The sequence below is a fragment of the Ornithinibacillus caprae genome (genome assembly GCF_009728145.1).
Classification (GTDB): domain Bacteria; phylum Bacillota; class Bacilli; order Bacillales; family Amphibacillaceae; genus Ornithinibacillus; species Ornithinibacillus caprae.
Map to the genome: position 1 here is coordinate 72,781 of NZ_WOCA01000013.1, position 25,449 is coordinate 98,229.

Here is a 25,449-nt window from a genome sequence, read left to right on the forward strand (position 1 = left end):
AAAAGCACTCTCCTAATTGACATTTCCCATTATGAATGGCAAAGTAACTATTGAGTATTACATAGACAGTATATAGGTTTGATTTATTTTAAATAAGGAAATCCTATTATCAATTAGTTAAACAAGGTGGTTAATATATGTTTTCAATCGGGCAATTAGCAATCATGAGTATGATTTCTCATATCATATTTATCACAATTACTTGGAGATTAGTTCAAACATTAAACTTAGATCCATTAATTCGAAAAGGTAAAGCAGGTGAGGCAAGAATTCTTCTATTACTCATTACGATTGTAATAGGATCTGGAGTAAGCCGGTTCTTCTTAGAATTTATTCAATGGTCTCAGGACTTAAACTTTCTATTTTAACAAGTGGCAATACCATTAATTTGGTATTGCTTTTTTTATTCTATTAATCTATTGTTTTATGTATGTATTTTCGAGCCCTTGTTCATACTATGAATATAGTAAAACAAGGGAGATATTGATATGAAGAAAATGGTTCTTATAAGCCTATTTATATTATTAATAACCAATAATGTGATGGCACATGAAATATATTCTGATGAATTAATCGATATGGCAACGATTGTTTTAGAAAACGATGTTGAGGTTGATTCTTGGCAAGTTACGATTAAAGAAACAATGCATGAAGAACAATTAAAAAACGTTATGAAGAAATTAGAAAATAGTTATTTAGTCACTAGGAAGGAAAATGAAAACAGTATAAAATATTCATTTGGAGACGTCCAAAAAACGGGTAAGATCAACGAAAGATATAGTGCGATCATTCCTAAAAATCCATTACACCAAGGCGAACTAATAGCTGTACTGGAAGGTGATTCCTGGGATGCCACCACAAAAGCGGCATATCAAGAAAAAACCAAGTGGATACAACGGGAATATTTTACAAAAAACGTTCAAATATTTGCTTGTCTGACAACATCTGATAATGCTATAATAAATAGTGATTATTTTTTGTCTAAATTTAAGGAAAAACTTAACTTAACACATATCGAAAAACAAGAAGATACGGAATTAGAGCAAAGAGATATAATTTATGGCTATACGTCACAATGGAGCCGTAAAATGACCATCGTGGATAAGCCTGTCAATATACAAATCGTCGTAGAAAATTTGGATAAGGACAACGAAAAATACACAATTGGAACACCTATCCTAATAAATGAATATTAATATAGTGAAATTGGATCTGAAGGAGAATTGCAATATGGATAAAATCATCGTAAGAGGCGGACAGCAATTAAATGGTACTGTTCGAGTAGAAGGTGCGAAAAACGCAGTACTACCGGTAATTGCTGCCAGTATTCTTGCTAGTGAAGGACAAAGCGTTATCCATGATGTACCTGGCCTAGCTGATGTTTATACAATTAATGAAGTAATACGTAATATGAATGCTGATGTAAATTTTGAAGAAAATACAGTAACTGTTGATGCTACAAACAAGTTAGAAACAATAGCACCATTTGAGTATGTTCGTAAAATGCGTGCATCCGTACTTGTATTAGGTCCATTATTGGCACGATACGGTCATGCAAATGTTGCAATGCCTGGTGGGTGTGCAATCGGCTCTCGCCCGATTGATTTACACTTAAAAGGCTTTGAAGCTATGGGAGCGGAAGTCCACGTTGGTAATGGTTTTGTGGAAGCTCATGTAAATGGCCGTCTAAAAGGTGCAAAAATATATCTTGATATGCCAAGTGTTGGTGCCACAGAAAACATTATGATGGCAGCTGCTTTGGCAGAAGGAAAGACGATATTAGAAAATTGTGCAAAAGAACCTGAAATAGTTGATTTAGCAAACTTCTTAAACAAAATGGGAGCGAAAGTAGTTGGTGCGGGAACAGATACAATCCGCATTGAAGGAGTAGAGAGACTACATGGAACAACTCATTCAATAATTCCTGATCGTGTAGAGGCTGGAACATTTATGGTTGCAGCAGCTATTACTGGCGGAAATGTATTGATTGAAAATGCAGTTACTGAACATTTGCGTCCCATTATCTCAAAACTTGAGGAAATGAATGTTACGGTAATGGAAGAGCACAATGGAATTCGTGTCATTGGGCCAGATAAGCTAAAAGCTACAGATGTCAAGACATTGCCACACCCGGGATTCCCTACAGATATGCAATCCCAAATGATGGCACTCATGTTATTTGCCGAAGGAACAAGTGTAATTACCGAGACTGTTTTCGAAAACCGTTTTATGCATGTAGAAGAATTCCGTCGCATGAATGCGAAAATGAAAATTGAAGGCAGAAGTGTATTCATTGAAGGACCTTCTGATTTACAAGGTGCAGAAGTAGCTGCAACAGACTTACGTGCAGCAGCTGCATTAATTTTGGCTGGACTCCGTTCTGAAGGATTAACTAGAGTAACTGAATTAGTCCATCTAGACCGTGGTTATGTTGACTTTGCAGGAAAACTTGCTTCATTGGGAGCAGACATTGAACGTGTAGATGAAAATGGAGATGTAGTTAATCCAATAGTCCAAGTAGATTACCAGACTGATAGAATTGTCGCAGGATTGAAATTATAAGAGAATACTAAATTTGAAACGAAGTCCCTGTGGGGCTTCGTTTTTTCGTGTTGGGAATCTTTATGGTTAAGGGACTTGAGAGCGGAACCATCGGACACGAGAGAGCGAACATCGGACACAGAAGTGCGAACATCGGACACGAGAGTGGAAACATCGGACACGAGAGCGCGAACATCGGACACTGGAGAGGAAACATCGGACACGAGAGCGAGGATATCGGACACGAGAGCGGAACCATCGGACACAGGAGCGCGAACATCGGACACAGGAGCGGAACCATCGGACACGAGAGCGGAAACATCGGACACAGGAGCGGAACCATCGGACACGAGAGCGGGGACATCGGACACAGGAGCGGGAACATCGGACACAGGAGCGGAAACATCGGACACAGGAGCGGAACCATCGGACACAGGAGCGGAAACATCGGACACAGGAGCGGAAACATCGGACACAGAAGCAGGAACATCGGACACAGGAGCGTGAACATCGGACACAGAAGCGAGAACATCGGACACGAGAGCGCGAACATCGGACACGAGAGCGGAAACATCGGACACAGGACCGAGATCATCGGACACTTGAAAGAATTCATCGGACACAGAAGCAGCGAAAGCCTCAACCCCCCAACTCCCCAACCCAATAAACAAACCATCATCTATGCTATCATTCTATCATATACTATATTAAAAACGATAAAGGTGGGAATATCCAAATGAAATTATATCTTTCTGTAGACATGGAAGGAGTTACTGGACTACCAGATTATACATATGTCGATTTCAGGGAGCATAATTATGAACGAGCTCGTAAAATCATGACGGATGAGGCAAATTATGTGATTGAGGCTGCATTTAAGCATGGATGTACGGATATTTTAGTGAATGATAGTCATTCAAAAATGAATAACTTACTAATTGATCAGTTGCATCCAGATGCCCAGTTGATTACTGGAGATGTAAAGCCTTTATCTATGGTACAAGGACTGGATAGCACGTATGCCGGGGCGATGTTTATCGGATACCATTCACGTGCAGGTCAGCCTGGCGTCATGTCTCATTCGATGATCCATGCAGTACGTAATTTTTATATCAATGATAAGCCAATTGGTGAAATGGGATTTAATGCATATGTAGCAGGATATTTTGGTGTTCCAGTATTACTCGTTTCTGGCGATGATTATGCGGCTTTGGAAGCGATTGAGTTGATTCCTAATGTGACAACAGCGGTTGTAAAGGAATCGATTTCCAGGTCTGCTGTAAAGAGCTTAACACCTAAAAAAGCTGGTGAGTTATTAACAGATAAAGTTGCAGAGGCTCTAGAGAAGCGTAACCAAGTGGAGCCGCTGTTACCACCAGATAAGCCGGTTCTCGAAATCGAGTTTGCGAATTATGGTCATGCGGAATGGGCAAATTTAATGCCTAGAACGGAGATCATTCCGGGAACAACCGTCGTTCGATATGAGGCAGAGGATATAGTAGAAGCATATAAAGCAATGCTTGTCATGATCGAGCTGGCACTTTGTACGAAGTTTTCATAAGGATGTGTAACGATGGAACAGCTTGCGGAAAAAATAAGCCAAAAAATCGAACAAGTTGGTGGAACTTGGGGAATTGCGTTAGAGGATTTGGATACAGGTGAGGTATGGTTAAGGAATTCAGACGAAACGTTTTACGCTGCGAGTATTATAAAAGTTCCCATAATGATTGCGGTTTTTCATGCGCATGAATATGAAGGACTTTCCTTAAGTGAAACGATTAAATTAAGGAGCGAAGACATTGTTGGTGGGTGTGGGGTATTACAACATCTCACACCTGGAATAGAGCTTTCTCTGCATGACTTAACTACATTAATGATCATTCAAAGTGATAATACAGCGACGAATATGTTAATTGATGTTCTGGGAAAAGAACAGATTCAACAAGTAATGAAAGACTATGGATTAAATAAATCTGAATTTCATCATAAATTAATGACTGTTCCAGTTGAAAAGGAAGGTTCTAATTGTATCACCGCTTTTGAGATGACAAGTCTCTTAAAAAAGATCGTGACAGGAAAAGTGGTCTCTTTTCATGCCTGTGAGAAAATGATTGAAGTATTGATGAGACAACAAATAACAAATGGTTTACCGGCAAAATTACCAACACCAAACCCAGCTATAATTGGTGATGCAAAATCATGGATGTTTGCACATAAAACAGGGAATGTTCATCAAACGAGACATGAAATAGGGATCTTCTATATTGGTAAGCGAAAAATGATTGTCTCTGTTCTAGCAAAGGGGATAGATGATCGTATACTACAGGAAGCGTTCACGGAGATTGGATTATTAATCTATTATTCTTTGAATAAATAAAAGAAAACAAGCATAGATATCAGTAGTAATAACTACACGCAACTATCACACAACCATGCAGGAGTAGAAGAAAACGGGAGTTGGGAACATGCTCAGGTATATGTTAAAACGATTGCTTATTATGGTCATTACGTTGTGGATCATTGTGACATTAACTTTTGTGTTAATGGTGTCAATTCCAGGATCTCCGTTTAACAGTGATCAAACGTCGAATGAGATTGTCCAAGCCAATTTGGAACGCCATTATAATCTGGATAAGCCGTATCATATTCAGTATTTACTCTACTTAAAGTCAATTGCCACACTCGAGTTTGGTCCATCTATTAAACAACCAAACCAAACGGTAAATGATCTACTAGGGAGAGGATTCCCAATCTCCTTTGAACTTGGGATTGTAACCATAATAGTAGCGGTTGTGTCTGGAATTATTTTAGGGATATTGGCAGCGCTACGGCATAACGGAATAATTGATTATATGGCTATGGGAATTGCTGTCCTTGGGATATCCATTCCGAACTTTATCCTAGCAACACTGCTTATACAGCAACTAGCGGTGAACTTGGAATGGTTCCCAGTTGCAACCTGGTCAAGCCCAAAGCATATGGTACTTCCTGTTTTAGCTCTTGCAACTGGACCGATGGCAATCATTGCTAGGCTAACACGATCGACGATGCTAGAGGTCTTAACCCAGGATTATATAAAAATGGCTCGAGCTAAGGGGCTGACCCCTTGGAAGGTTATTATGAAGCATGCACTTCGCAATGCGCTCATGCCAGTCGTAACGATTATGGGAACACTTTTAGCTGGAATATTAACAGGAACCTTTGTCATCGAGCAAATTTTTGCCATACCTGGAATGGGAAAATATTTTGTTGAAAGCATTAATCACCGAGATTACCCAGTCATCATGGGAACGACCGTATTTTATAGTGCATTTTTAATCATCATGCTATTCCTCGTAGATATCGCCTATGGAATATTGGATCCACGAATTAAAGTAAATAATAAGGAAGGGGAGTAACATGAAACAGAAACATAATCCCCGACACATAAAATTACAGTCGCAGGTACCTGATGAATGGTTTAGATGGAAGGAACGGGACCAGAATCAAGCAGAGGTAGTATCCAGACCATCCTTATCCTACTGGCAGGATGCATGGAAACGGCTCGTTAAAAATAAATTAGCCATGTCTGGTTTGTTTTTTCTTATTGTTTTAGTGATCATGGCCATTATTGGTCCAATCGTATCACCGTATGAAGTAAATAAAACCGATCTACCAAACCAGTATCAAGCACCATCTGCGGAGCATTGGTTTGGAACGGACTCCCATGGACGTGATGTATTCACAAGAACTTGGTACGGAGCCAGGATATCGTTGTTTGTCGGATTTATGGCTGCACTAATCGATGTAACGATCGGTATCATTTATGGTGGAATTTCTGGCTATAAAGGTGGTCGTACCGACAATATTATGATGCGTATTATTGAAATTTTATATGGGCTGCCCTACTTATTAGTTGTTATCTTACTGTTAGTTGTTTTAGGCCCTAGTCTAACGACGATCATTATCGCTTTAACGGTTACAGGCTGGGTAGGGATGGCCCGAATAGTGCGGGGACAGGTTTTGCAAATTAAAAATTATGAATTTGTCCTCGCTTCCAAGTCATTTGGTACGAGATCCTCACGTATTATACGGAAAAATTTACTCCCAAACGCGATGGGGCCAATTATCGTACAGATGACATTAACTGTACCATCTGCGATTTTTGCAGAAGCATTTTTAAGCTTCATTGGACTTGGAATCCAAGCCCCATATGCAAGCTGGGGTGTAATGGCTAATGATTCATTGGGTGCAATTTTATCAGGAAATTGGTGGACGTTATTTTTCCCTGCATTTTTCATATCGTTTACGATGTTTGCCTTTAATGTATTAGGAGACGGACTTCAGGATGCACTGGATCCGAAACTAAGGAAGTAGGTGCCTGAGATGGAAAAAATTCTTGATGTAAAAGATCTTCATGTAACCTTCTCCACATATGGTGGAACTGTTCAAGCGGTTCGTGGAGTTAACTTTCATTTAAATAAAGGCGAAACACTTGCGATTGTTGGAGAATCGGGATGTGGGAAAAGCGTGACATCCAATGCAATCATGCGTTTAATCCCCAATCCACCAGGTAAAATTGCCGACGGAAAAATTATGTTTAAAGGGAAGGATTTAACGAAAGTCTCCGAGAAGAAAATGCGCTCTATTCGCGGTGTCGATATATCGATGATTTTTCAGGATCCAATGACAGCATTGAATCCAACACTAACGATTGGCACACAGCTGATGGAAGGACTTAGACAGCATCAACAAGTCTCTAGAGAAAAAGCAAAGAAAAGAGCGCTAGAAATGATGGATTTAGTTGGCATTCCTAATCCAGAAGAACGATTAAAGCAGTATCCACATCAATTCAGTGGGGGAATGCGACAACGTATTGTAATAGCAATTGCATTAATATGTGAGCCTGAATTGTTGATTGCTGATGAACCAACAACAGCATTAGATGTGACCATCCAAGCGCAAATCCTGGAGCTTTTTGAAAAAATTCAAGACATAACTGGTGTATCCATCATTCTGATTACGCATGATTTAGGAGTTGTTGCCAAAATAGCGGACAGGATTGCTGTGATGTACGCTGGAAAGATTGTCGAGACAGGCACAAAGCGAGATATTTTTTATAATCCGGAGCACCCATACACAAAGGGATTATTAAAATCTGTTCCAAGATTGGACGTACAAGGAGAAAAATTAATTCCAATCGATGGAACACCACCAGATTTATTCTCACCTCCTAAAGGCTGTCCATTTGCACCACGATGTCCATTCGCAATGGAGGTGTGCAATAAAATGTACCCTGATGCCGTAGAGCTCAATGAATCACATCAAGTGAATTGCTGGCTCCAGGACGAACGGGGTAAAAAGCTATTGGCTATGAAAGCCACGAACTAATTATCAAGGGGGAAAAAGGATGAAAAAGTTTCTCATGTTGCTATTGGCATTACTAACGGTTATGGTTATAGCCGCATGTACTGCTAATGAGGATGCTGGGGAGGACCCAACAGATTCGGAAGAACCAGACACAACAGAGGAAGGCACAAATGATGATGACGAAGATGCAACCGATGACGGTACTGAAGAAAAAGTTCTTCGCTTAAATAATGGCATTGAGCCATCATCACTGGATCCATCGATCGGATTTGATGCGGTATCATGGGATCCACTGAATAACTTGATGGAAGGGTTGACACGCTTAGATCAAGACTCCAGAGCTGCAGAAGGAGTTGCGGAAAGCTGGGATATCTCCGATGATGGTTTAACATACACCTTCCATCTACGTGAGGATGTCAATTGGTCTAACGGAGATCCAGTTGTTGCAGAGGATTTTGTTTTTGCATGGAAATACATGCTTGATCCTGAAACGGCATCTCCAGCGGCATTTCTAGGATACTTTATTGAAGGAGCAGAAGCATTTAACAGTGGAGAAGGATCTGCAGATGATGTCAACATCACAGCAGTAGATGAAAAAACGCTTGAGGTCGTGTTAGAAGCACCAACTGGATTTTTCCTAGATCTTTTAACAAACCCAGCTTTCTTCCCAATTAATCACCAAGTAGCCCAGGATAATCCAAATTGGCATACCGAAGCGGAATCATTTGTTGGCAACGGTCCATTTAAATTAGAGTCTTGGGAGCATGACGTTGAAATGGTGTTTACGAAAAATGAACACTATTGGGATGCGGATACGGTGAAGTTGGATAAAGTTCACTTTGCAATGGTTAATGATTCAAATACCCAATACCAAATGTTTGAAAGTGGGGAGCTAGATACAGCTAGTATTCCACCAGAGCTATCTGATGAGTTAATCGATGGTGACAATGTATTTATCGGTGATTACGGCGGTTTAGAATTCTACCGTTTTAACATTACCGAAGAGCCATTCCATAATAAAAATATTCGTAAAGCATTTGCATATGCCGTTAATCGTGCAGACATTGCCGAGTATGTTGTGAAAAATGGTGTAGAACCAGCATATGGCTTTGTGTCACCAGGATTTACAAGCCCAACAGGTTCAGACTTCCGTGATGAAAACGGAGATTTGGTAACCTTTAATCCTGAGTTAGCTCAGCAATATCTAGAAGATGGAATGGCTGAAGAGGGCTATAATGAGCTGCCTGAAATTGTGTTAACGTATAACACGAGTGATTCCAATAAAGCAGTTGCTGAAGCACTACAAAGTATGTTCAATGAACATTTAGGTGTAGAAGTAACATTGGAAAACCAAGAATGGAATGTATTCGCTGAAGCACAGCAAAACCTCGAACTCCAGTTTTCGCGTAGTTCATTCATTAATGACTATAGTGATCCAGTCAACTTCTTAGAGAGCTTTGTAACCGATTCCTATATGAACCGTACTGGATTCTCTAGCGCGGAATACGATGAGTTGATTGAAAAAGGGAAGTCAGAGACAGACGAAGAGCAACGCTGGGAGTATCTATATGAAGCAGAAAGAATGCTAGCAGAAGAAATGATAGCAATGCCAATTCGCTACTACAACACGGTTGTTTTAGAAGCGGATGGTGTAAGCGGAATTTTACGTCATCCAGTAGGATATTTTGATCTAAAATTTGCGGATAAAAACTAACGTATAAGAATATCATTTGAAGAGCTGGCTCATTTACATTCGTATGTGAGCCACTCCTTTTACATAAGAGTTTCATAGGTTAAGAATATAGAAGGAAGGTCATACATATGCTTTATCCTAAAGCCATTCAACAAGGGGATACGATTGGAATCGTTGCCCCAGCAAGTCCAATTGAAATGGATACATTAAAAACAGCAATTCCTTTCTTTCAGGACATGGGTCTATGTGTCGAGTTGGGTAAAAATATTGATGCTGTGCATGGATATTTAGCAGGTACAGACGAACAACGACTTGCTGACTTCCATGATATGATTGCTAATCCGAATGTGAAAGCAATAATTTTTGCCCGGGGCGGCTATGGAACAGCTAGATTTGCAGCGGATATCGATTACGACCTCATCTACAGTCATCCAAAAATCATCTGGGGCTACAGTGACATTACTTATTTACATACCGCCATTCGCCAACAAACAGGATTAGTCACATTCCACGGACCGATGCCTGCTTCTGATATAGCTTCACCTGAATTTGATTTACTATCAGCCAGCATGTTTAAACAACTATTTAAGGAAACAGCACTCTGTTATAGCGAAGCGGTTAGTGAATTAGAAGTTTTGCAAGAAGGAAGGGTGACAGGAACCCTCGTTGGAGGAAATCTATCATTAATTGTAAGTACACTCGGAACGCCATTTGAAATAGATACAAAAGAAAAACTGTTGCTGCTAGAAGATATTGATGAAGTACCGTACCGAGTGGATGGAATGCTGAACCAACTAAAGCTTGCAGGAAAACTTGATCAAGCAGCTGGAATCGTAATCGGAGACTTTGCCAAATCAGCCCCCAAAAAAGAACCTTCATTAACGTTAGATCAAGTATTTAATGATTATTTTAAGGAGCTTGAAGGACCAGTCATGTCTGGATTTAAAATAGGCCACTGCTACCCACACTTTGCGGTGCCACTAGGTGTGAAAGCAACGATGGATACAGAGAGGAAAGAATTACGTATTATGCCTGGGGTACGAGGGTAGGGGATTGGAGTGGAGGAGTGAGAGAATCGGTTTTAGGAGTGAGAGTATCGTTTTTGGGAGTGAGAGTATCGTTTTTGGGAGTGAGAGTATCGGACACGAGAGCGCGAACATCGGACACGGGAGCGCGAACATCGGACACGGGAGCAGAAACATCGGACACGAGAGCACGAACATCGGACACGAGAGCGAGAACATCGGACGCAGGAGCACGAACATCGGACACAAGAGCGGAAACATCGGACACAAGAGCGGAAACATCGGACACAGGAGCACGAACATCGGACACGAGAGCACGAACATCGGACAGAGGAGCGCGAGTATTGGAAAATTCCCGCACAAGGAAACTGAACAAACCACTCTCCAGCAATCCCAACCTACACCCCTTGAAAGGAGCACTATAACATGTTTAAACAAACGTTTGATCAACTTGAAGAGGAATTATGGATAACAGCTGTGCAGGTAGCGACTGTATGGACATCACCGGAGTCAGCTAGAGATATAGATCTACCAGGATTAACGAATCCAACCAATATCAATCAATGGTTGAATAGCTTGAGCTATGAAACTACTGTTGCATTATGTGATGAAAACCGAGTGCAAACGCAGCTACTACTTGGTGAAGCAGTTATTGTTACTGAAATAAAAGGAGAATGGGCACATGTTGTGATCCCATCCCAGCCATCTAAAAAAGATGATAGAGGATATCCAGGTTGGGTTCCACATAAACAGCTTAAAAAAATGGATAAAAATGAATGGTTCCGTGCTAAAACGGCAGCAGTTACAGCTCCTAAAGTGTGGTTAGAAGCGGCAAATGGGGATAAGCAGATGGAGGTTAGCTACATGACCTGCTTGCCAGTAGTTCATCAAATTTCCAACCGAGTGAAGGTAAAGACTCCAGATGGGGATTATTTTTTACCAACTGATTCCGTATCCGTATTTCATACAAACCATGGAATAAAGGAACCGGGAACTGGAGATGACATTGTAAACTCAAGTAAACAGTTTCTTGGACTCGATTATTTCTGGGGTGGAATGAGTTCCTTTGGATATGATTGCTCTGGGTTTGTCTATGCAATGAATAAAGCTAATGGGTATCAAATCCCGCGTGATGCGTCAGATCAAGCTAATGCAGGTAAAGAAGTGTCACTCCACAAAATACTGCCAGGCGATTTGCTATTTTTCGCCTACGAGGAAGGAAAAGGAAGGATTCATCATGTCGGAATATATATTGGCAATGACCAGATGGTTCACTCACCTAAGACGGGAAAGCCGATTGAAATTACGTCAGTAAAAAATACAACATATGAAAAAGAGCTTTGTAAGGCAAGACGTTATTGGAAATGGAGGTGAATGAGATGGATGAAAAAGTATTACAGGTACAGAACCTGACCAAGTATTTTAATCTTGGAAAAGGCCGAATTCTCCAGGCGGTGAATGATGTTACTTTCCATATTTATAAAGGGGAAACATTCGGTCTAGTTGGTGAATCTGGTTGTGGAAAATCCACAATCGGTCGAACCATCATGGGCTTGTATGAACGCACAGCTGGGGAAGTGATCTATGATGGAGACAATGTACATGAATTAGATGAGAAGGGAAAATTTAAGCTGCGCAGAAAAATGCAGATGATTTTTCAGGACCCATATGCGTCATTAAATCCTCGTTCAACGGTTAAAGAAGTAATCTCGGAGCCGATGGAAGTCCATAAAATGCATACGAGTAAAAAAGAGCAGCTGGAAATGGTGTATCAATTATTAGAAGAAGTTGGTCTAAACCGAGATCATGCCAATCGTTACCCACATGAATTTAGTGGGGGACAGCGACAACGAATTGGAATTGCTCGTTCTTTAGCATTGCGTCCGAATTTTATCATTGCTGATGAACCAATCTCTGCACTTGATGTTTCGGTGCAAGCACAGGTAGTTAATCTGTTGAAGGAGCTTCAGAATGACAAAGGGCTAACCTTTTTATTCATAGCCCACGATTTATCCATGGTTAAACAAATATCCGATCGTATAGGGGTTATGTACTTAGGAAACATGGTTGAATTAACGACTAGTGAGGATTTATATAAAGATCCTCTCCATCCATATACACAAGCACTCTTATCCGCAATTCCAATCCCAGACCCCGACGTTGAAGAATCGAGGGAACGCATCATTTTACAAGGAGAGCTGCCTAGTCCGATTAATCCACCGAGCGGATGTGTATTTCGAACAAGATGCCCATTTGCGATGGATATTTGTGCACAGGAAAAACCAGAATGGCAGGAAGTAGAGGAGAATCATTTTGTTGCCTGTCATTTATATAATGATAAGCATAAAAATAAGAAGCAACAAGAAACAATAGTAAATATTCGATGAGGCATCCATTCACAATGGACAGCCTCTATTTTTTTCCAGATAGAAAAGTATAAAGCTTTCTTATCCTGCATGAAAAGCTAAATTATATAACTAGATTTGTCCACTTCGATAAATAATTTTCCCAATCTTAAGTTCTATTGTCCCCTCTACTTGTATAAGTTTAATAGTAGGAATACTAGAAAGGCTTGTTCTATATCCACTACATTCCAAAAATTGTAAGGAGGGTACCGACTAATGCGTAACCGCAAATATAATAGTAAGCTAATCCAGAAAAAATTAAAGCAAAAAGCTTCTTTACAACAGTTATCCAAAACCAACAAAGTCACCAATCGTAATCTGCCTTCGCCTAAAACGTTAGGTGCCAAGATGAATAAGGGGCACTCTAAGTGGAAGCTACCAAGTATTTTTATTGTCGGCCTAATTGTTATCATTCTAGTTATTCCTACACTAATTGTTGTACCATCCATCTCCAAAGATCAGTATCAGGCTTCAACGATGGAACAAGAATCTGAATATGAGGATTTACTAGAAACGGATTCAGCCGTTACCGTTTCCGTCATGCGTACTCAAACTAACAGCATAGAAGATGTACCGTTAGAGACTTATGTTTCGCGGGTTGTCGCAAGCGAAATGCCAGCGGAATTTGAGATGGAGGCATTGAAATCACAAGCACTTGCAGCGAGAACATATATCGTCAATAAATTGATATACCAAGAAGAGGATGCTGAATCAGATGTGAGTGATTCGATTTTTGATCAAGTATATAAAAGTGAAGATGAATTGCGAGATATCTGGGGAAAAAATTATAATTCGAATATGAAAAAAATTGCTGAAGCAGTAGCAGCAACGGAAGGGAAAATTTTAACCTATAATAACTCTCCAATTGATCCGCAGTTTTTTTCAACAAGTAATGGTTATACCGAGAATTCCGAGGATTATTATTCAAATGAAATACCATACTTACGAAGTGTAGAAAGTCCATGGGATGAAGCTTCCCCTTACTTTTTAGACCAAGAGACGTTTGAAATTGCAGATGTAGAAAATAAATTAGAAATCGATCTACCTGACAACAATCAATTTGCCATTGAAACAACACGTACAGAGAGTAACCGTGTGAAAGAACTGAAGCTAGGAGAGTACACATTCTCTGGAAGAGATGTCCGTGATGCACTTGAACTAAGGTCCAGTGATTTTACAATTGAGCAAAAAAACGATTACCTTATATTTAAAACAAAAGGAAACGGTCATGGAGTTGGCATGAGTCAGTACGGTGCTAATGGAATGGCAAAAGAAGGAAAAACGTATGAGGAAATCGTAACTTATTATTATAAGGATGTTGAGATCAGTACCGTATCTGATTCTGCTCCTGCAATAGTTGCAAGGTAATATCATCAACCAGCCTTTTTAATAGGCTGGTTTTTGTTTATCCAAACGAAACATAAATGATAGAAAGCTATCAAGCAAACTACTAAAAAAAGCTTCATATATAGGTTGTAAACGCTTAATATACCCAATTTTTTATAAAAAACACATAAAAATAGAAAAAAATTTGCTTAGAATGTATAGTTTTCCCTTTTTCTGATCAGAATGGTTGTTGAGGTGATGATCAATGAAAGAGGAAAACAAAGGCGCTTCAAAAAATAAGTGGAGCAGCATTTTCCGCAAGAAATGGTTCTTCCCAGCAGTTTATTTAACAGTTGCTGCAATTCTGTTAGCTGTAGTTGTTTGGTATAACAACCTGGATAATCAAGTTCCAGATGTTACAGAGGGAAATGAAGAGTTAACAGATAACTACTCTCCAAATCCACATGGAGATGATGCAGAAACGGTTATGGATCAACAAGAGGTAGTTAAAATGCCTGTTAATGATCACGATCAAGCAGAAATCGTAACTAAGTATTATGACTTCAACGCAGAGGAAGAGGATCAAGCAAATGCACTGATCCTATATAACAATCGTTACTATCAAAGCACTGGTATCGACATTAAGTTTGCAGATGACCAAGCATTCGATGTTGTTGCATCCTTAAGTGGTACGGTTACTGAGGTAAAAGAAGATCCTTTACTTGGTAATGTCGTCATTCTATCACACGACAATGATGTAACTACTTATTATGCTAGTCTTGGTGAGGTTAATGTTGAACCAGAAGATGAAGTTAAACAAGGCGATGTGATCGGAACAGCTGGACAAAACTTATTCGGTAAGGATAATGGTACACATGTACATTTTGAATTACGTAAAGATGGAAAAGATGTGAATCCTGAGGAATTTTTTAACCAGCCGTTAAGTAAATTAGATGCTTCAGAGGAAACTACTGAACAACAAGATAATGAAAACAGTGGTGACCAAGAAGAAGGCATGGATGAAGAAGAACCAAGTGAATCATCTGAGGATGACGCAGAAGATGATGATGAACAAACTAGCGGAATCTCTACAGATGATGAGGAAGCTGACTCTACAGATAGTGCTGAATAATGTAAGTAAACTTGAATCCTAGTAAATTTAATTTACTAGGATTTTTTTTGGCAGATAGGAAAGTATAATTTCCTATCCTGTATAAATGCAACGAAGGCTTTTGCCATAAAGAATTGGCAAAAACCAAGTATTCTAAAGTAAATATAACAAAGGCTACTAAAAAGATAGTAATGGGTCTTTTCTCTTATAAAGATGAAGAAGTATAGTTGCAAGGTTCTTTTAATAGATACTACTTGAAAAAAATATAGGTCTTGGGATATACGAATAATTAGGAAGTATATCATTTCTCCTATTCAACAACCTTCGACAAAACCTCGTCTAGTTCTATGGTAGCTAAAGAAATTTGTCGAACGATTCTACCTTGTATTTAGCATAATATGTGATAATATAATTTTAGCTTACAATTTCAGACAGACAAATCTAGCAAAGCTTGTAAAAGAAACTCTCCGACATGTTTTACAAACTTTTTTGTGTTATTCCACTAGGAAAATACTACTATTAGAAAACACCTCAAAGAAATACAAACCGATTACAACATGCTAGAAATAAATCTCCGTGTATTAGAAAGGCAGGATCCCCGATTATGAACTCTGAAAGTATCAAATTAATTCCTGGCTATATGTCGTCTATGACAGAATTAACGATGAGTCAAGTCATCTTATTACTAAGCCAGGAACACGATGAGCATGTAGCAATGGACTTGACTCGAAAATACTGTTTACAATCCACTTCCAGCGAGATACAAAAAAAAGGGTTAGAATTTTTATATATCAACGGTTTTTATGAAGACCTAAAACAGCTAATATACATTAATGAAAAGTCAGAACATCTTTCTAATCGTCAATGGGCAAAAGTATATCAGCTAGAATTGGACAGAAGAGCAAGACGCTTATCTCAGGAAGAGTTACGTCGAGAATTGTTAGGCATTCATACAAATTCTCCAGAATTAAGATGTTTAATAGAGTTCACTATAGTGAATACATACTATAGTCAGCAAGAGTTCGGCAAAATCGGAAATCTACTATCTAAACAGCAAGAGTTATTTGATGCTATTGACGATCAATTTATGCTTTCATCTCTTAACTTGAGATTATATCAAAAGCTGTTTGTTTACTATTGGAAACGAAATGAATTAATTATGGCTCGAAAATATGCATTCCGTGCGATTAACCAAAGTAAGAACCCGAGTACCAAAATTGGTCTCCACATTAACCTTGGACTAACCTATACATTTGATACCTATAACCAGGGAATGTATCACTTAAAAGAAGCGTTGAAAATCGCCAAAAAATATAACATGAAAAAAGTTATCTACTCCATTGAAAATAACAATATTCCATTCCTTTCAGCGAATTTTAATAAGGTAGAAGGTATATCTACAGATGATGTAGCCGAACAAGCCCATATTGAAATTGCAAAGGGAAATTATACAAAAGCAATTGAACTTTTAGAGAACGTTGAGCTAAACAGTCCATTTAAGCTCTATTATATGGGACTAGCAAAACAAGATAAAAACATGTTGTTGGAATCATCAACATTATTTTTAGAGAAAAGAAGTGATTACTTTTTCAGCAGGCTCCCAATAAATGCACTAAAGAAGCTAGGTGGCATATAAATTTGGTTGTTATAGGATTCAACTAAATATCACAGATAGTACTTTTAGGTGAGAGGAGGAATAGGATGAAAAACATAAAAGCGTTAGTCTTTTTGACATTTTTAGTTTTTATGTTTGCCTTTTCTACAATTCAGGACAACACCCAACTACTTTGTGATCCAGAGTACGGTGAACTTGATAATTTAAACACTTCATCATGAGTTTTATAAATAGAGAAAAAAGATTATTGATGGGATGAGAAATGTCAGTTTCAACTAGTTGAATCCAATTATATAGCAAAGAAAAATTCCATGCTTATTTAAAGCGTGGAGTTTTTTATTTAGCAGTTCATAACCTTGAAAAATCTCATATACGAATGAATGTGAGGCGTAAATTTTAAATATATTTTAATAATTACAAAAAAACTTCTTGTCCTCCTCGTCCATTGTTTATTTTTAATCATAATCCCCCCACCTTCGTAATAAAATGTTACAAACACAAGCATTCAGTAAGTCTGAGGTGAGAGCTCATGTGGCTCTTATACTACCTTTACAAAATACATCATATACATAATCTCAGTGAAGAAAAAGTACATATGGATAAACGTTACTTAAAACTTAAAACAACCATATAACCATTGTAAAAACGTTGCACTATCATTTATCGCTCATTAACATGTCCCACGAATATTAGTTAGCCACAATGATTGTATTGCCAGCGTGTTCAGAAGTGTGAAATCGGAAAAACGACGGAATTTGCCAAGTGAACAGGCAATCATTAATTTTTTCGAATCACCTAGTCTCAACCCACACCTCGGAAATATTCAACATAGGGAGGCGAACGGTGTGCACGATTACATCAAAGAAAGAACTATCAGGATAGGTGAATATGTCGTGGAGACGAAAAAAACCGTCCGAGTGATAGCAAAAGAATTTGGTGTTTCTAAAAGCACAGTTCACAAAGATTTAACAGAACGCTTACCAGAAATAAACCCAGAGCTATCTCAAAAAGTAAAAGAAATTCTCGAGTATCACAAATCAATACGCCACCTCCGTGGAGGAGAAGCAACCCGAAAGAAATACCGGACCGACTCTAAATCCGATAAAAAAGTCGAACCAGTAGGGTAATAGGGGTATTGAAGCTTGAAAGTAAGTAAGTAATAAAGTAAGCGGAACTTCTCACTACCAACTAAAAGGAGGTGGTTAGAAGGGAACAATTCGGTAAATCGCGAACATAGTAGAATCAAAAACGCAGCCTTTGGGGGGCTGCGTTTTTGTGTGGGAGGGGAGAACGATCGGACACACGCGGGAGAACGATCGGACACACGCGGGAGAACGATCGGACACACGCGGGAGAACGATCGGACACACGCGGTAGAATATCGGACACACGCGGTAGAATATCGGACACACGCGGTAGAATATCGGACACTCGTGGTAGAATATCGGACACACGCGAGAGAATATCGGACACACGCGGTAGAATATCGGACACACGCGGTAGAATATCGGACACTCGTGGGAGGATATCGGACACTCGTGGGAGGATATCGGACACTCGTGGGAGGATATCGGACACACGCGGGAGACCATCGGACACACGCGCGGGACCATCGGACACTCGCGAGAGACCATCGGACACTCGCGCGGTAGAATATCGGACACTCGTGGGAGACCATCGGACACACGCGTGGAAATATCGGACACAAGAAACGAGATATCAGAAGTTGGAAACGATCATAGATTTTAACTTATTTTCACAATAAATCTTACCTTATTTCTATATTATAGTTTTGGGAATTGATATCATTTGGGATGGATGAATTTTGAGGGAATTCATGAAGTGGAGGTGCATGGTATTTTCTAGCACTATTGTTGCCAGTGCTTTCAAGGTTCATAGCCCTGAGCAAACGGTAGGCTGTTTTAGAAGATTTTAATTGTAACAGTTCTCTACATTCCTTATTTGTAATTGTAGTATTAAACAATAGAAAGTAATCAAGAATAACTCTTTCATGTGCTTTTGAATCTACATGGTGACATTTTTGACAAAACCAAGTTTTATTCTGACGGACCATTGGATAATGTTCGCATTTCGAACAAGGAATACCTTTGATGAGGTTATTTTCTGTAACGTTAAATTGTTTAATTAAATCTGTATCAAGTGGGTTGTGTGCATTTAATAAATAATTATTTAATTCAGTAATTGTTTTCTTATCAAATCTGTTCACATTGTACTTATCGAAAAGATCATTAAGAATGGGTGGAAGATTTTCTAAATTAATTAGTTTGTTGAAAATACTGGGGTCATCCTGGACATTTACCAGAATTGATGAAGGATTACTAATAACAGCGATTGTCTCAATAGGAATAGGAGGGAATCCTCGGTCATTTAACCATTTAATTAAATTCATTTTTTGAGCCTCGGCTTGTAATATGGGGCTTTTGTGACGTTTTTTAACATTACCATATTTTTGGATTAGCTGCTGAGTTCGAGAATCATACTCTAATTCTCCCCTTAAATTTTTAATTTCTAAAATAATTATTAACTTTGCAGTGACAATTAATGTATCAATTTGAAAATGAAAGGGACCATTATTTAGTCGGAGGTCTTGGTATATCCAAGAGTTTTTATGAGGGTAAATGGATAAAGTATAATCAGTAGCTTTTTCACCACGGTAACCTGCGAGGTAACTTGCGTATTCCTCTAGAAGAAGGTTAGAGTTCCTTACTGTTTTCTTTAAAAATCTAAACAATGCTTCAAAACAGAGAATAATATGTGGTTTTGTACGAAACTTATTAATCAAATAAAATCACTCCTTTTTAAAATATAATTCGACATAAAGAACTATAATTCCTTCTTCAAATTAAAAAAAATTATTATTGAATATTTTAATGTACTTTGTGACTTGTAAATTAGTTATATCGGACAGATTCAGTGGAACATCAGACAAATCCGTATAAGCATCGGACAGGTATTCACCAACATCGGACACATTCCAACAAACATCGGACAGATCTCCCCCAACATCAGACACATCCCCGCCACCATCGGACACATCTCCCCCACCATCGGACACATCTCTCCCAACATCAGACACATCTCCCAGAAAACCACCCCCAAACCCCACAAAAAAACAAAAAAATTCCAACCTTTTTCCTATTATTGCAGTTTATTGTATATTTTTGTGGTAAAATATCATATAAGTGGCATTGTGTTTTCGGACAGGTGCAAGTAGTAATTAATGTTAGGAGGATATATCGGACATGTTTTCTAGGGATATAGGAATCGATCTTGGAACAGCTAATGTATTAATTCACGTAAAAGGAAAAGGAATTGTACTTGATGAGCCTTCTGTTGTTGCGATGGACCGCAATACAGGGAAAGTGCTTGAAGTCGGAGAGGCAGCCCGTCGAATGGTCGGACGTACGCCGGGGAATATTGAAGCTATTCGCCCGCTAAAAGACGGAGTTATTGCTGACTTCGATGTAACAGAAGCAATGTTAAAATATTTTATAAATAAAATAAATGTAAAGGGCTTCTTATCTAAACCGAGAATGCTTATTTGCTGTCCAACAAATATTACAAAAGTTGAACAAAAAGCGATTAAGGAAGCTGCTGAGAAATCAGGAGGTAAAAAGGTTTATTTAGAGGAAGAACCAAAAGTTGCAGCAGTCGGAGCTGGTATGGAGATTTATCAACCAAGTGGAAACATGGTTGTTGACATTGGTGGCGGTACGACAGATGTAGCGGTGCTTTCAATGGGAGATATTGTTACTTCGGAATCCATTAAAATGGCTGGGGATAAGTTTGATGTAGAAATTCTTCAGTATATTAAGAAAAAGTACAAGCTCTTAATTGGGGAACGAACTGCAGAAAATATAAAAATCAATGTAGCAACAGTATTTAAAGACTCTCGTGATGAAGCAATGGATATTCGCGGACGCGATATGGTAACGGGACTACCACGTACGATTACCGTTCGTTCGAATGAAATTGAAGAGGCGTTACGTGAGCCGGTATCACTTATTGTTCAAGGTGCAAAAACGGTACTTGAGCGCACACCACCTGAGCTTTCAGCAGATATCATTGATCGCGGTGTGATCTTAACTGGTGGTGGAGCATTGATTCATGGAATCGATGAGCTGTTGGCAGAAGAACTCAAAGTTCCAGTATTCATGGCGGAAGAACCAATGCATTGTGTTGCAAAGGGAACTGGCATCATGCTGGAAAATATTGATAAAATCGAACGCCGAAAAATCGTTTAATTCCTGACGAAAATAGCCGAAATATAAGAGTAGACAATTATTATTACCCGTTAAAAATAGATTTGAAACCTAAATAAGGGAGGGGAACCATTTGTTAAGAGGTTTTTATACCGCAGCAAGCGGAATGATTGCACAGCAGCGACACCAAGAAGCGTTATCAAATAATATTGCTAATGCAAACACACCTGGTTATAAAGCAGATCAAGCAACCTTACGTTCATTTCCAGAAATGTTAATGCATCAAATGGGTTCAAAAAATATCCCAACACAACATAATATAAAATATCCGGTAAGTAATCCTATTGGATCATTAAGTACTGGAGTGTATGTACAGGAATACGTTCCTAATTTTGCACAAGGTGATATTCGTGATACAGGGATTACAACCGATTTAGCACTAGTAAATGGCAATATGCCAGATGAAACAGGAAGTATATTCTTCACGGTGCAAAACGATGCAGGTGAAGTAAGATATACAAGAAATGGTAATTTTACCGTTGATGGACAAGGATATCTTGTAACAAATCATGGCCATTATGTGTTGGATCAAGCAGGTAATCCAATCCAAACTGATGGGATGGAATTTACCGTAACACCAGAAGGGGCAATTCAAGTGAATGGACAAAACATCCCACTTGGTATTGCCTACACAGCTAATGCTAATGACTTTGAAAAAGAAGGAAATGACCTTTTTAATGGGGAAGCGGGAGCTGTTCCTGCTGATGCAACATTTACGATCCAACAGGGTTTCCTTGAAGGGTCAAACGTTGATTCAATGCAATCCATGACAAAAATGATGGAAGCATACCGGATGTTTGAAACAAATCAACGTGTATTAAAAGCTTATGATGAAAGCATGGACAAAGCCGTTAACGAGATTGGCAGAATTAGCTAATAAAGTAATTACTTGCACGCATATACTAAATTAACCATGGTGAGATTTTGATCAGGAGGAAAGATTATGTCTAGGATAATGACTCAAGCTGCAGTTACGATGAACCAGCTGCAAAATAAGTTAGACTTAATTGGAAACAATTTAGCTAATAGTGATACAACTGGATACAAAACACGTAATGCAGATTTTTCGTCCCTTTTAGTTCAACAAATAAATAATATGAATAACCCAGCTAATGCAGATGGGAGATTAACTCCTGATGGAATACGGGTTGGTTCAGGTGCCAAGCTTGGGTCGATTAATATTGATTTATCATTAGGGGCAATCAAAGAGACTGGTCGATCGCTAGATGTAGCTTTGCAACAATCAAATCACTTATTTCAAATTCAAGTAACAGAAAATGATGTAACCGAGACAAGATATACAAGAGATGGTTCATTTTATTTAAGTCCGATGGATAACAATCAGGTGATGCTTACGACAAAAGATGGTCATCCAGTGTTGGGGGCAAATGGACCAATTGTTTTTGCAGATGGATTTGATGAAATATCAATTAGTGAAAATGGATTAATAAATGTTCGCCGTGGAAATCAAACGGAGCTAGTTGGGGAATTAGAAACCGTAGAAGCAATTCGCCCGCGGTTACTTGAAGCTACAGGTGATAATAATTTCCGTCTGCCAAATTTAGCTGAGTTAGGCTATCAATTTGGGGAAATTATCCAAGGTGTAGATCCATCACTACGAAGTGGAGCACTTGAGAATTCAAATGTTGATCTATCGAAGCAAATGTCAGAGATGATTTTAACACAACGTGCGTACCAATTTAATGCGAGAACCATTTCAACTTCAGATCAAATGATGGGTCTGATTAATCAGTTACGTTAATCATCGTTACTCTAATTCAGTCCTAATTGCTCTTGGTGAAAGGTAGAGTAGGATTTAAAGTAAATTTTAGATGTAAGGGTAAGGAGAACCAAAATGTCAACAACTAACCAATCGGAACAAAAAGCCAATCGAAACCAAAAACAGCCCAAGCCAAAAAGTAATAATCATTCTGTTGAACGTAAGCGAAAAAGATCCCGTAGCTACGAAGAAGAGCTGACCGAGACAAATAAGCAAACACGAAAACAACAGAAGAAAAAACAAAAAGCAGAAAAAAGAAAACTGAAAAGATCTCGCCGTCGTATTTTCCCGATTTGGCTACGTATCATTGTAGTTCTTTTACTTGCTGGAGCGGCTTTAATAGGTGGATTAATGATTGGGTTTGGCGTGATCGGTGACGGGGATCCAAAAGATGCATTGAATAAAGAAACATGGCAACATATTATTGATATTATTAAGAAAGAATAATTCAAGCTTGCACTTCTTAAAGAGAGGTGTAGGCTTTTTTAGTGGGAGTGAAGGCATCGGTGAGATATTGTCATTACGACAGTACGAGGAAGCTCACCAGTCGCTCGCGGCAAAGTAGACACTGTAATCGCGACTAAACGGAACTTGATCATGTCGTCCTTGTACTGGAAGTGAAAGCCAAATGAATTTCGGTGCGATATCAGGGGAGTACATTACATCTCAAATTTTAACCAAGTTTCTCATACCATAATTTACTGCGCATTCTACATCAAATAAAAAACTCACCCACAAAATACATCCGAAAAAATACAAGCAAATGCCAACACCTCTTATCTTCTGCTATAATAGTGGAAAAGCTGAATACATAAAAAGGAGCATCATATATGAATATTGAACAAATAAAAGAAGTAATCCCTCATCGCTATCCATTTTTATTAGTGGACAAGGTAGAAGAAATGGAGGAAGGAAAGCGCGTAGTAGGGATTAAAAACGTTACAGTGAATGAACCATTTTTTCAAGGACATTTTCCAGAATATGCAGTAATGCCTGGAGTATTAATTGTTGAAGCATTAGCACAAACAGGTGCCATTGCCATGCTTAGCAAAGAAGAAAATAAAGGTAAGTTAGGGTTTCTTGCTGGAGTAGATAAATGTCGCTTTAAACGTCAAGTAAGACCAGGGGATCAACTAAAGCTTGAGGTAGAAATTACGCGACTAAAAGGCCCTGTTGGAAAAGGAAAAGGGATTGCAACGGTTGATGGTGAAGTAGCATGCGAAGCGGAGATTATGTTTGCGATTAAATAAAAGAATAATATTTGTGTACTTACAGAATATATAGTGACTTTGCAAAAAGTCACTATTTTTTACGCGGAAAATTATTGTAGGTAGTTCCTTCCAAGAAATGATTTTTGAATAAATTAGTATCACTTTATGTAAAAATGGGTAAACTATTGTCGAAAGTGAACAACTAAAGGAGGAAATTATCATGAAAAGGAAATGGCTACTTAAGTTTGGGGCTCCGATATTAGCTCTATCGTTGGTCACTACTGCTTGTGGAACTGATGATGAAGATGATCCGATGGATGAGGACATTATAGAAGATCCTGTTGAAGAAGATGATGCACCATTGAATCAAGATGAAGATGATATGGGCGGATTTGATGATGACGGCATGGATGACACGGATCAAAATGGAGACCAAAACGGGAATAATGGCTTGGAAGAAGATAACGGTGTTGACGACGGCCTAGGTGAAGATAATGGTCTTGATGAAAATGATGAAGGCATGAATACAGAAGACGAAAATAATAATGATGACGAATAATCGTCATGCTAAAAAAATCCCCTGTTAATGTAATTAGCAGGGGATCACTTGCGTTTTTATGTACATCAAACTTGAATGTCTAATTGTTTTCCAAGAGATGGATGCGGGGCACTTACAGATTGTTGAAGCATTTCTTTTAATTGTGCACCTTGCTGCTCCATTAAATCCTTCACATTCCCCATAACCGCTAGGCTTGCATCTGAACGAACTTGTGCCTGATTCATGACTACTGACATTGCTGCAATGTCCATGGTAAAACCTCCAATAATCCTTTGTTATTGTTAGTGTACCATAAACTAAAGTAACAAGCATCACTAATTCCTACGTATATTCCACTACTTACCAAGAATTTCTGACCAAATAGTCAATTTATCCCGCATATAACGGGCAGTAAGACTCCCACTTCAAACCTACGAGGAGAAACCAAGGAGGTTAAGTGAGGGATCACCTGCCCGTAAATGTCCGATTCGTTCATAACAATCAGTGGGGGATGTAGATAACCCCCACTGATTGACGATTCACTTTATAAAAACTTAACGTTATTTCGCTTG

The 25,449-nt window shown here is 38.8% G+C and carries 29 protein-coding genes; 25 read left to right on the top strand and 4 right to left on the bottom strand.

Annotated features, from left to right (window positions below):
- Positions 1 to 137: 137 nt before the first annotated feature.
- From GMD78_RS15035 to spoIIID, 19 genes are all read left to right on the top strand, one after another.
- Positions 138 to 368, top strand: a complete 231-nt coding sequence (locus GMD78_RS15035) for a DUF1146 family protein (RefSeq protein WP_155669723.1) — start codon at positions 138 to 140, stop codon at positions 366 to 368.
- A gap of 120 nt (positions 369 to 488) precedes the next feature.
- A complete protein-coding gene (locus tag GMD78_RS15040; RefSeq protein WP_155669725.1) occupies positions 489 to 1,196 on the top strand; it encodes a YwmB family TATA-box binding protein in 708 nt (235 codons plus the stop codon).
- A 34-nt stretch (positions 1,197 to 1,230) separates the two neighbouring features.
- Positions 1,231 to 2,562: a UDP-N-acetylglucosamine 1-carboxyvinyltransferase gene (murA, locus tag GMD78_RS15045; RefSeq protein ID WP_155669727.1), complete on the top strand. Its 1,332-nt coding sequence runs from the start codon at positions 1,231 to 1,233 to the stop codon at positions 2,560 to 2,562.
- A 62-nt stretch (positions 2,563 to 2,624) separates the two neighbouring features.
- The gene (locus tag GMD78_RS15050; protein ID WP_155669729.1) at positions 2,625 to 3,281 is read left to right on the top strand and encodes a hypothetical protein; all 657 of its coding nucleotides are present in this window, start codon (positions 2,625 to 2,627) and stop codon (positions 3,279 to 3,281) included.
- Positions 3,278 to 4,102: a M55 family metallopeptidase gene (locus GMD78_RS15055; protein WP_155669731.1), complete on the top strand. Its 825-nt coding sequence runs from the start codon at positions 3,278 to 3,280 to the stop codon at positions 4,100 to 4,102. The genes GMD78_RS15050 and GMD78_RS15055 overlap by 4 nt, the downstream gene beginning before the upstream one ends.
- A 12-nt stretch (positions 4,103 to 4,114) precedes the next feature.
- Positions 4,115 to 4,918 carry a serine hydrolase gene (locus GMD78_RS15060; protein WP_155669732.1) on the top strand — a complete coding sequence of 268 codons (804 nt, stop codon included), beginning with the start codon at positions 4,115 to 4,117 and terminating at the stop codon, positions 4,916 to 4,918.
- An 88-nt stretch (positions 4,919 to 5,006) separates the two neighbouring features.
- Positions 5,007 to 5,939 carry an ABC transporter permease gene (locus GMD78_RS15065; RefSeq protein WP_155669734.1) on the top strand — a complete coding sequence of 311 codons (933 nt, stop codon included), beginning with the start codon at positions 5,007 to 5,009 and terminating at the stop codon, positions 5,937 to 5,939.
- Position 5,940: 1 nt separating this feature from the next.
- Positions 5,941 to 6,897 (top strand): ABC transporter permease, encoded by a 957-nt coding sequence (locus GMD78_RS15070; RefSeq protein WP_155669736.1) that lies wholly within the window; start codon positions 5,941 to 5,943, stop codon positions 6,895 to 6,897.
- A gap of 9 nt (positions 6,898 to 6,906) precedes the next feature.
- On the top strand, positions 6,907 to 7,911 hold the full coding sequence (locus GMD78_RS15075; RefSeq protein WP_155669738.1) for an ABC transporter ATP-binding protein: 1,005 nt from the start codon (positions 6,907 to 6,909) through the stop codon (positions 7,909 to 7,911).
- A gap of 19 nt (positions 7,912 to 7,930) precedes the next feature.
- Entirely contained in the window at positions 7,931 to 9,604 is a 1,674-nt protein-coding gene (locus tag GMD78_RS15080; protein WP_155669740.1) for a peptide ABC transporter substrate-binding protein, read from the top strand.
- A gap of 107 nt (positions 9,605 to 9,711) precedes the next feature.
- The gene (locus tag GMD78_RS15085) at positions 9,712 to 10,632 is read left to right on the top strand and encodes a S66 peptidase family protein (protein ID WP_155669742.1); all 921 of its coding nucleotides are present in this window, start codon (positions 9,712 to 9,714) and stop codon (positions 10,630 to 10,632) included.
- 4 nt (positions 10,633 to 10,636) lie between these two features.
- Positions 10,637 to 11,080, top strand: coding sequence for a hypothetical protein (locus GMD78_RS15090; protein WP_155669744.1), 444 nt, complete (start codon positions 10,637 to 10,639; stop codon positions 11,078 to 11,080).
- Positions 11,035 to 11,982: a C40 family peptidase gene (locus GMD78_RS15095; protein WP_155669746.1), complete on the top strand. Its 948-nt coding sequence runs from the start codon at positions 11,035 to 11,037 to the stop codon at positions 11,980 to 11,982. The genes GMD78_RS15090 and GMD78_RS15095 overlap by 46 nt, the downstream gene beginning before the upstream one ends.
- Before the next feature lie 5 nt (positions 11,983 to 11,987).
- Positions 11,988 to 12,995 (top strand): ABC transporter ATP-binding protein, encoded by a 1,008-nt coding sequence (locus tag GMD78_RS15100; RefSeq protein WP_155669748.1) that lies wholly within the window; start codon positions 11,988 to 11,990, stop codon positions 12,993 to 12,995.
- 234 nt (positions 12,996 to 13,229) lie between these two features.
- Positions 13,230 to 14,381, top strand: coding sequence for a stage II sporulation protein D (spoIID, locus tag GMD78_RS15105; protein ID WP_155669750.1), 1,152 nt, complete (start codon positions 13,230 to 13,232; stop codon positions 14,379 to 14,381).
- A 223-nt stretch (positions 14,382 to 14,604) separates the two neighbouring features.
- The gene (gene spoIIQ, locus GMD78_RS15110) at positions 14,605 to 15,471 is read left to right on the top strand and encodes a stage II sporulation protein SpoIIQ (protein WP_155669752.1); all 867 of its coding nucleotides are present in this window, start codon (positions 14,605 to 14,607) and stop codon (positions 15,469 to 15,471) included.
- A gap of 583 nt (positions 15,472 to 16,054) precedes the next feature.
- Positions 16,055 to 17,086: an AimR family lysis-lysogeny pheromone receptor gene (locus GMD78_RS15115; protein ID WP_155669754.1), complete on the top strand. Its 1,032-nt coding sequence runs from the start codon at positions 16,055 to 16,057 to the stop codon at positions 17,084 to 17,086.
- Positions 17,087 to 17,151: 65 nt separating this feature from the next.
- Complete coding sequence (locus tag GMD78_RS21770) at positions 17,152 to 17,286, top strand: hypothetical protein (protein ID WP_281349712.1); 135 nt, start codon at positions 17,152 to 17,154, stop codon at positions 17,284 to 17,286.
- Between the two features lie 624 nt (positions 17,287 to 17,910).
- On the top strand, positions 17,911 to 18,192 hold the full coding sequence (gene spoIIID, locus GMD78_RS15120; RefSeq protein ID WP_343042355.1) for a sporulation transcriptional regulator SpoIIID: 282 nt from the start codon (positions 17,911 to 17,913) through the stop codon (positions 18,190 to 18,192).
- Positions 18,193 to 18,307: 115 nt separating this feature from the next.
- Here spoIIID and GMD78_RS15125 read toward each other — a convergent pair whose 3' ends face one another.
- The 3 genes from GMD78_RS15125 to GMD78_RS15135 form a co-directional block, all read right to left on the bottom strand.
- Positions 18,308 to 18,685, bottom strand: a complete 378-nt coding sequence (locus GMD78_RS15125; RefSeq protein ID WP_155669756.1) for a hypothetical protein — start codon at positions 18,683 to 18,685, stop codon at positions 18,308 to 18,310.
- 148 nt (positions 18,686 to 18,833) lie between these two features.
- The gene (locus tag GMD78_RS15130; RefSeq protein WP_155669758.1) at positions 18,834 to 19,868 is read right to left on the bottom strand and encodes a nuclease-related domain-containing protein; all 1,035 of its coding nucleotides are present in this window, start codon (positions 19,866 to 19,868) and stop codon (positions 18,834 to 18,836) included.
- Between the two features lie 60 nt (positions 19,869 to 19,928).
- Positions 19,929 to 20,162, bottom strand: coding sequence for a hypothetical protein (locus tag GMD78_RS15135; RefSeq protein ID WP_155669760.1), 234 nt, complete (start codon positions 20,160 to 20,162; stop codon positions 19,929 to 19,931).
- 166 nt (positions 20,163 to 20,328) lie between these two features.
- On the opposite strand from GMD78_RS15135, the gene mreB reads away from it, so the two are divergent.
- From mreB to GMD78_RS15165, 6 genes are all read left to right on the top strand, one after another.
- Positions 20,329 to 21,330, top strand: coding sequence for a rod shape-determining protein (gene mreB / locus GMD78_RS15140; protein ID WP_155669762.1), 1,002 nt, complete (start codon positions 20,329 to 20,331; stop codon positions 21,328 to 21,330).
- 91 nt (positions 21,331 to 21,421) lie between these two features.
- Complete coding sequence (locus GMD78_RS15145; protein ID WP_155669763.1) at positions 21,422 to 22,225, top strand: flagellar hook-basal body protein; 804 nt, start codon at positions 21,422 to 21,424, stop codon at positions 22,223 to 22,225.
- A 66-nt stretch (positions 22,226 to 22,291) separates the two neighbouring features.
- A complete protein-coding gene (locus GMD78_RS15150) occupies positions 22,292 to 23,110 on the top strand; it encodes a flagellar hook-basal body protein (protein ID WP_155669765.1) in 819 nt (272 codons plus the stop codon).
- Between the two features lie 93 nt (positions 23,111 to 23,203).
- Positions 23,204 to 23,575, top strand: coding sequence for a DNA-directed RNA polymerase subunit beta (locus tag GMD78_RS15155; RefSeq protein WP_155669767.1), 372 nt, complete (start codon positions 23,204 to 23,206; stop codon positions 23,573 to 23,575).
- A 383-nt stretch (positions 23,576 to 23,958) separates the two neighbouring features.
- Positions 23,959 to 24,378 (top strand): 3-hydroxyacyl-ACP dehydratase FabZ, encoded by a 420-nt coding sequence (gene fabZ / locus GMD78_RS15160; RefSeq protein ID WP_155669769.1) that lies wholly within the window; start codon positions 23,959 to 23,961, stop codon positions 24,376 to 24,378.
- 181 nt (positions 24,379 to 24,559) lie between these two features.
- On the top strand, positions 24,560 to 24,898 hold the full coding sequence (locus GMD78_RS15165; protein ID WP_155669771.1) for a hypothetical protein: 339 nt from the start codon (positions 24,560 to 24,562) through the stop codon (positions 24,896 to 24,898).
- 65 nt (positions 24,899 to 24,963) lie between these two features.
- Here the strand turns inward: GMD78_RS15165 and GMD78_RS15170 are convergent, their stop codons facing one another.
- Complete coding sequence (locus tag GMD78_RS15170) at positions 24,964 to 25,149, bottom strand: YjfB family protein (RefSeq protein WP_155669773.1); 186 nt, start codon at positions 25,147 to 25,149, stop codon at positions 24,964 to 24,966.
- Positions 25,150 to 25,449 lie beyond the last annotated feature (300 nt).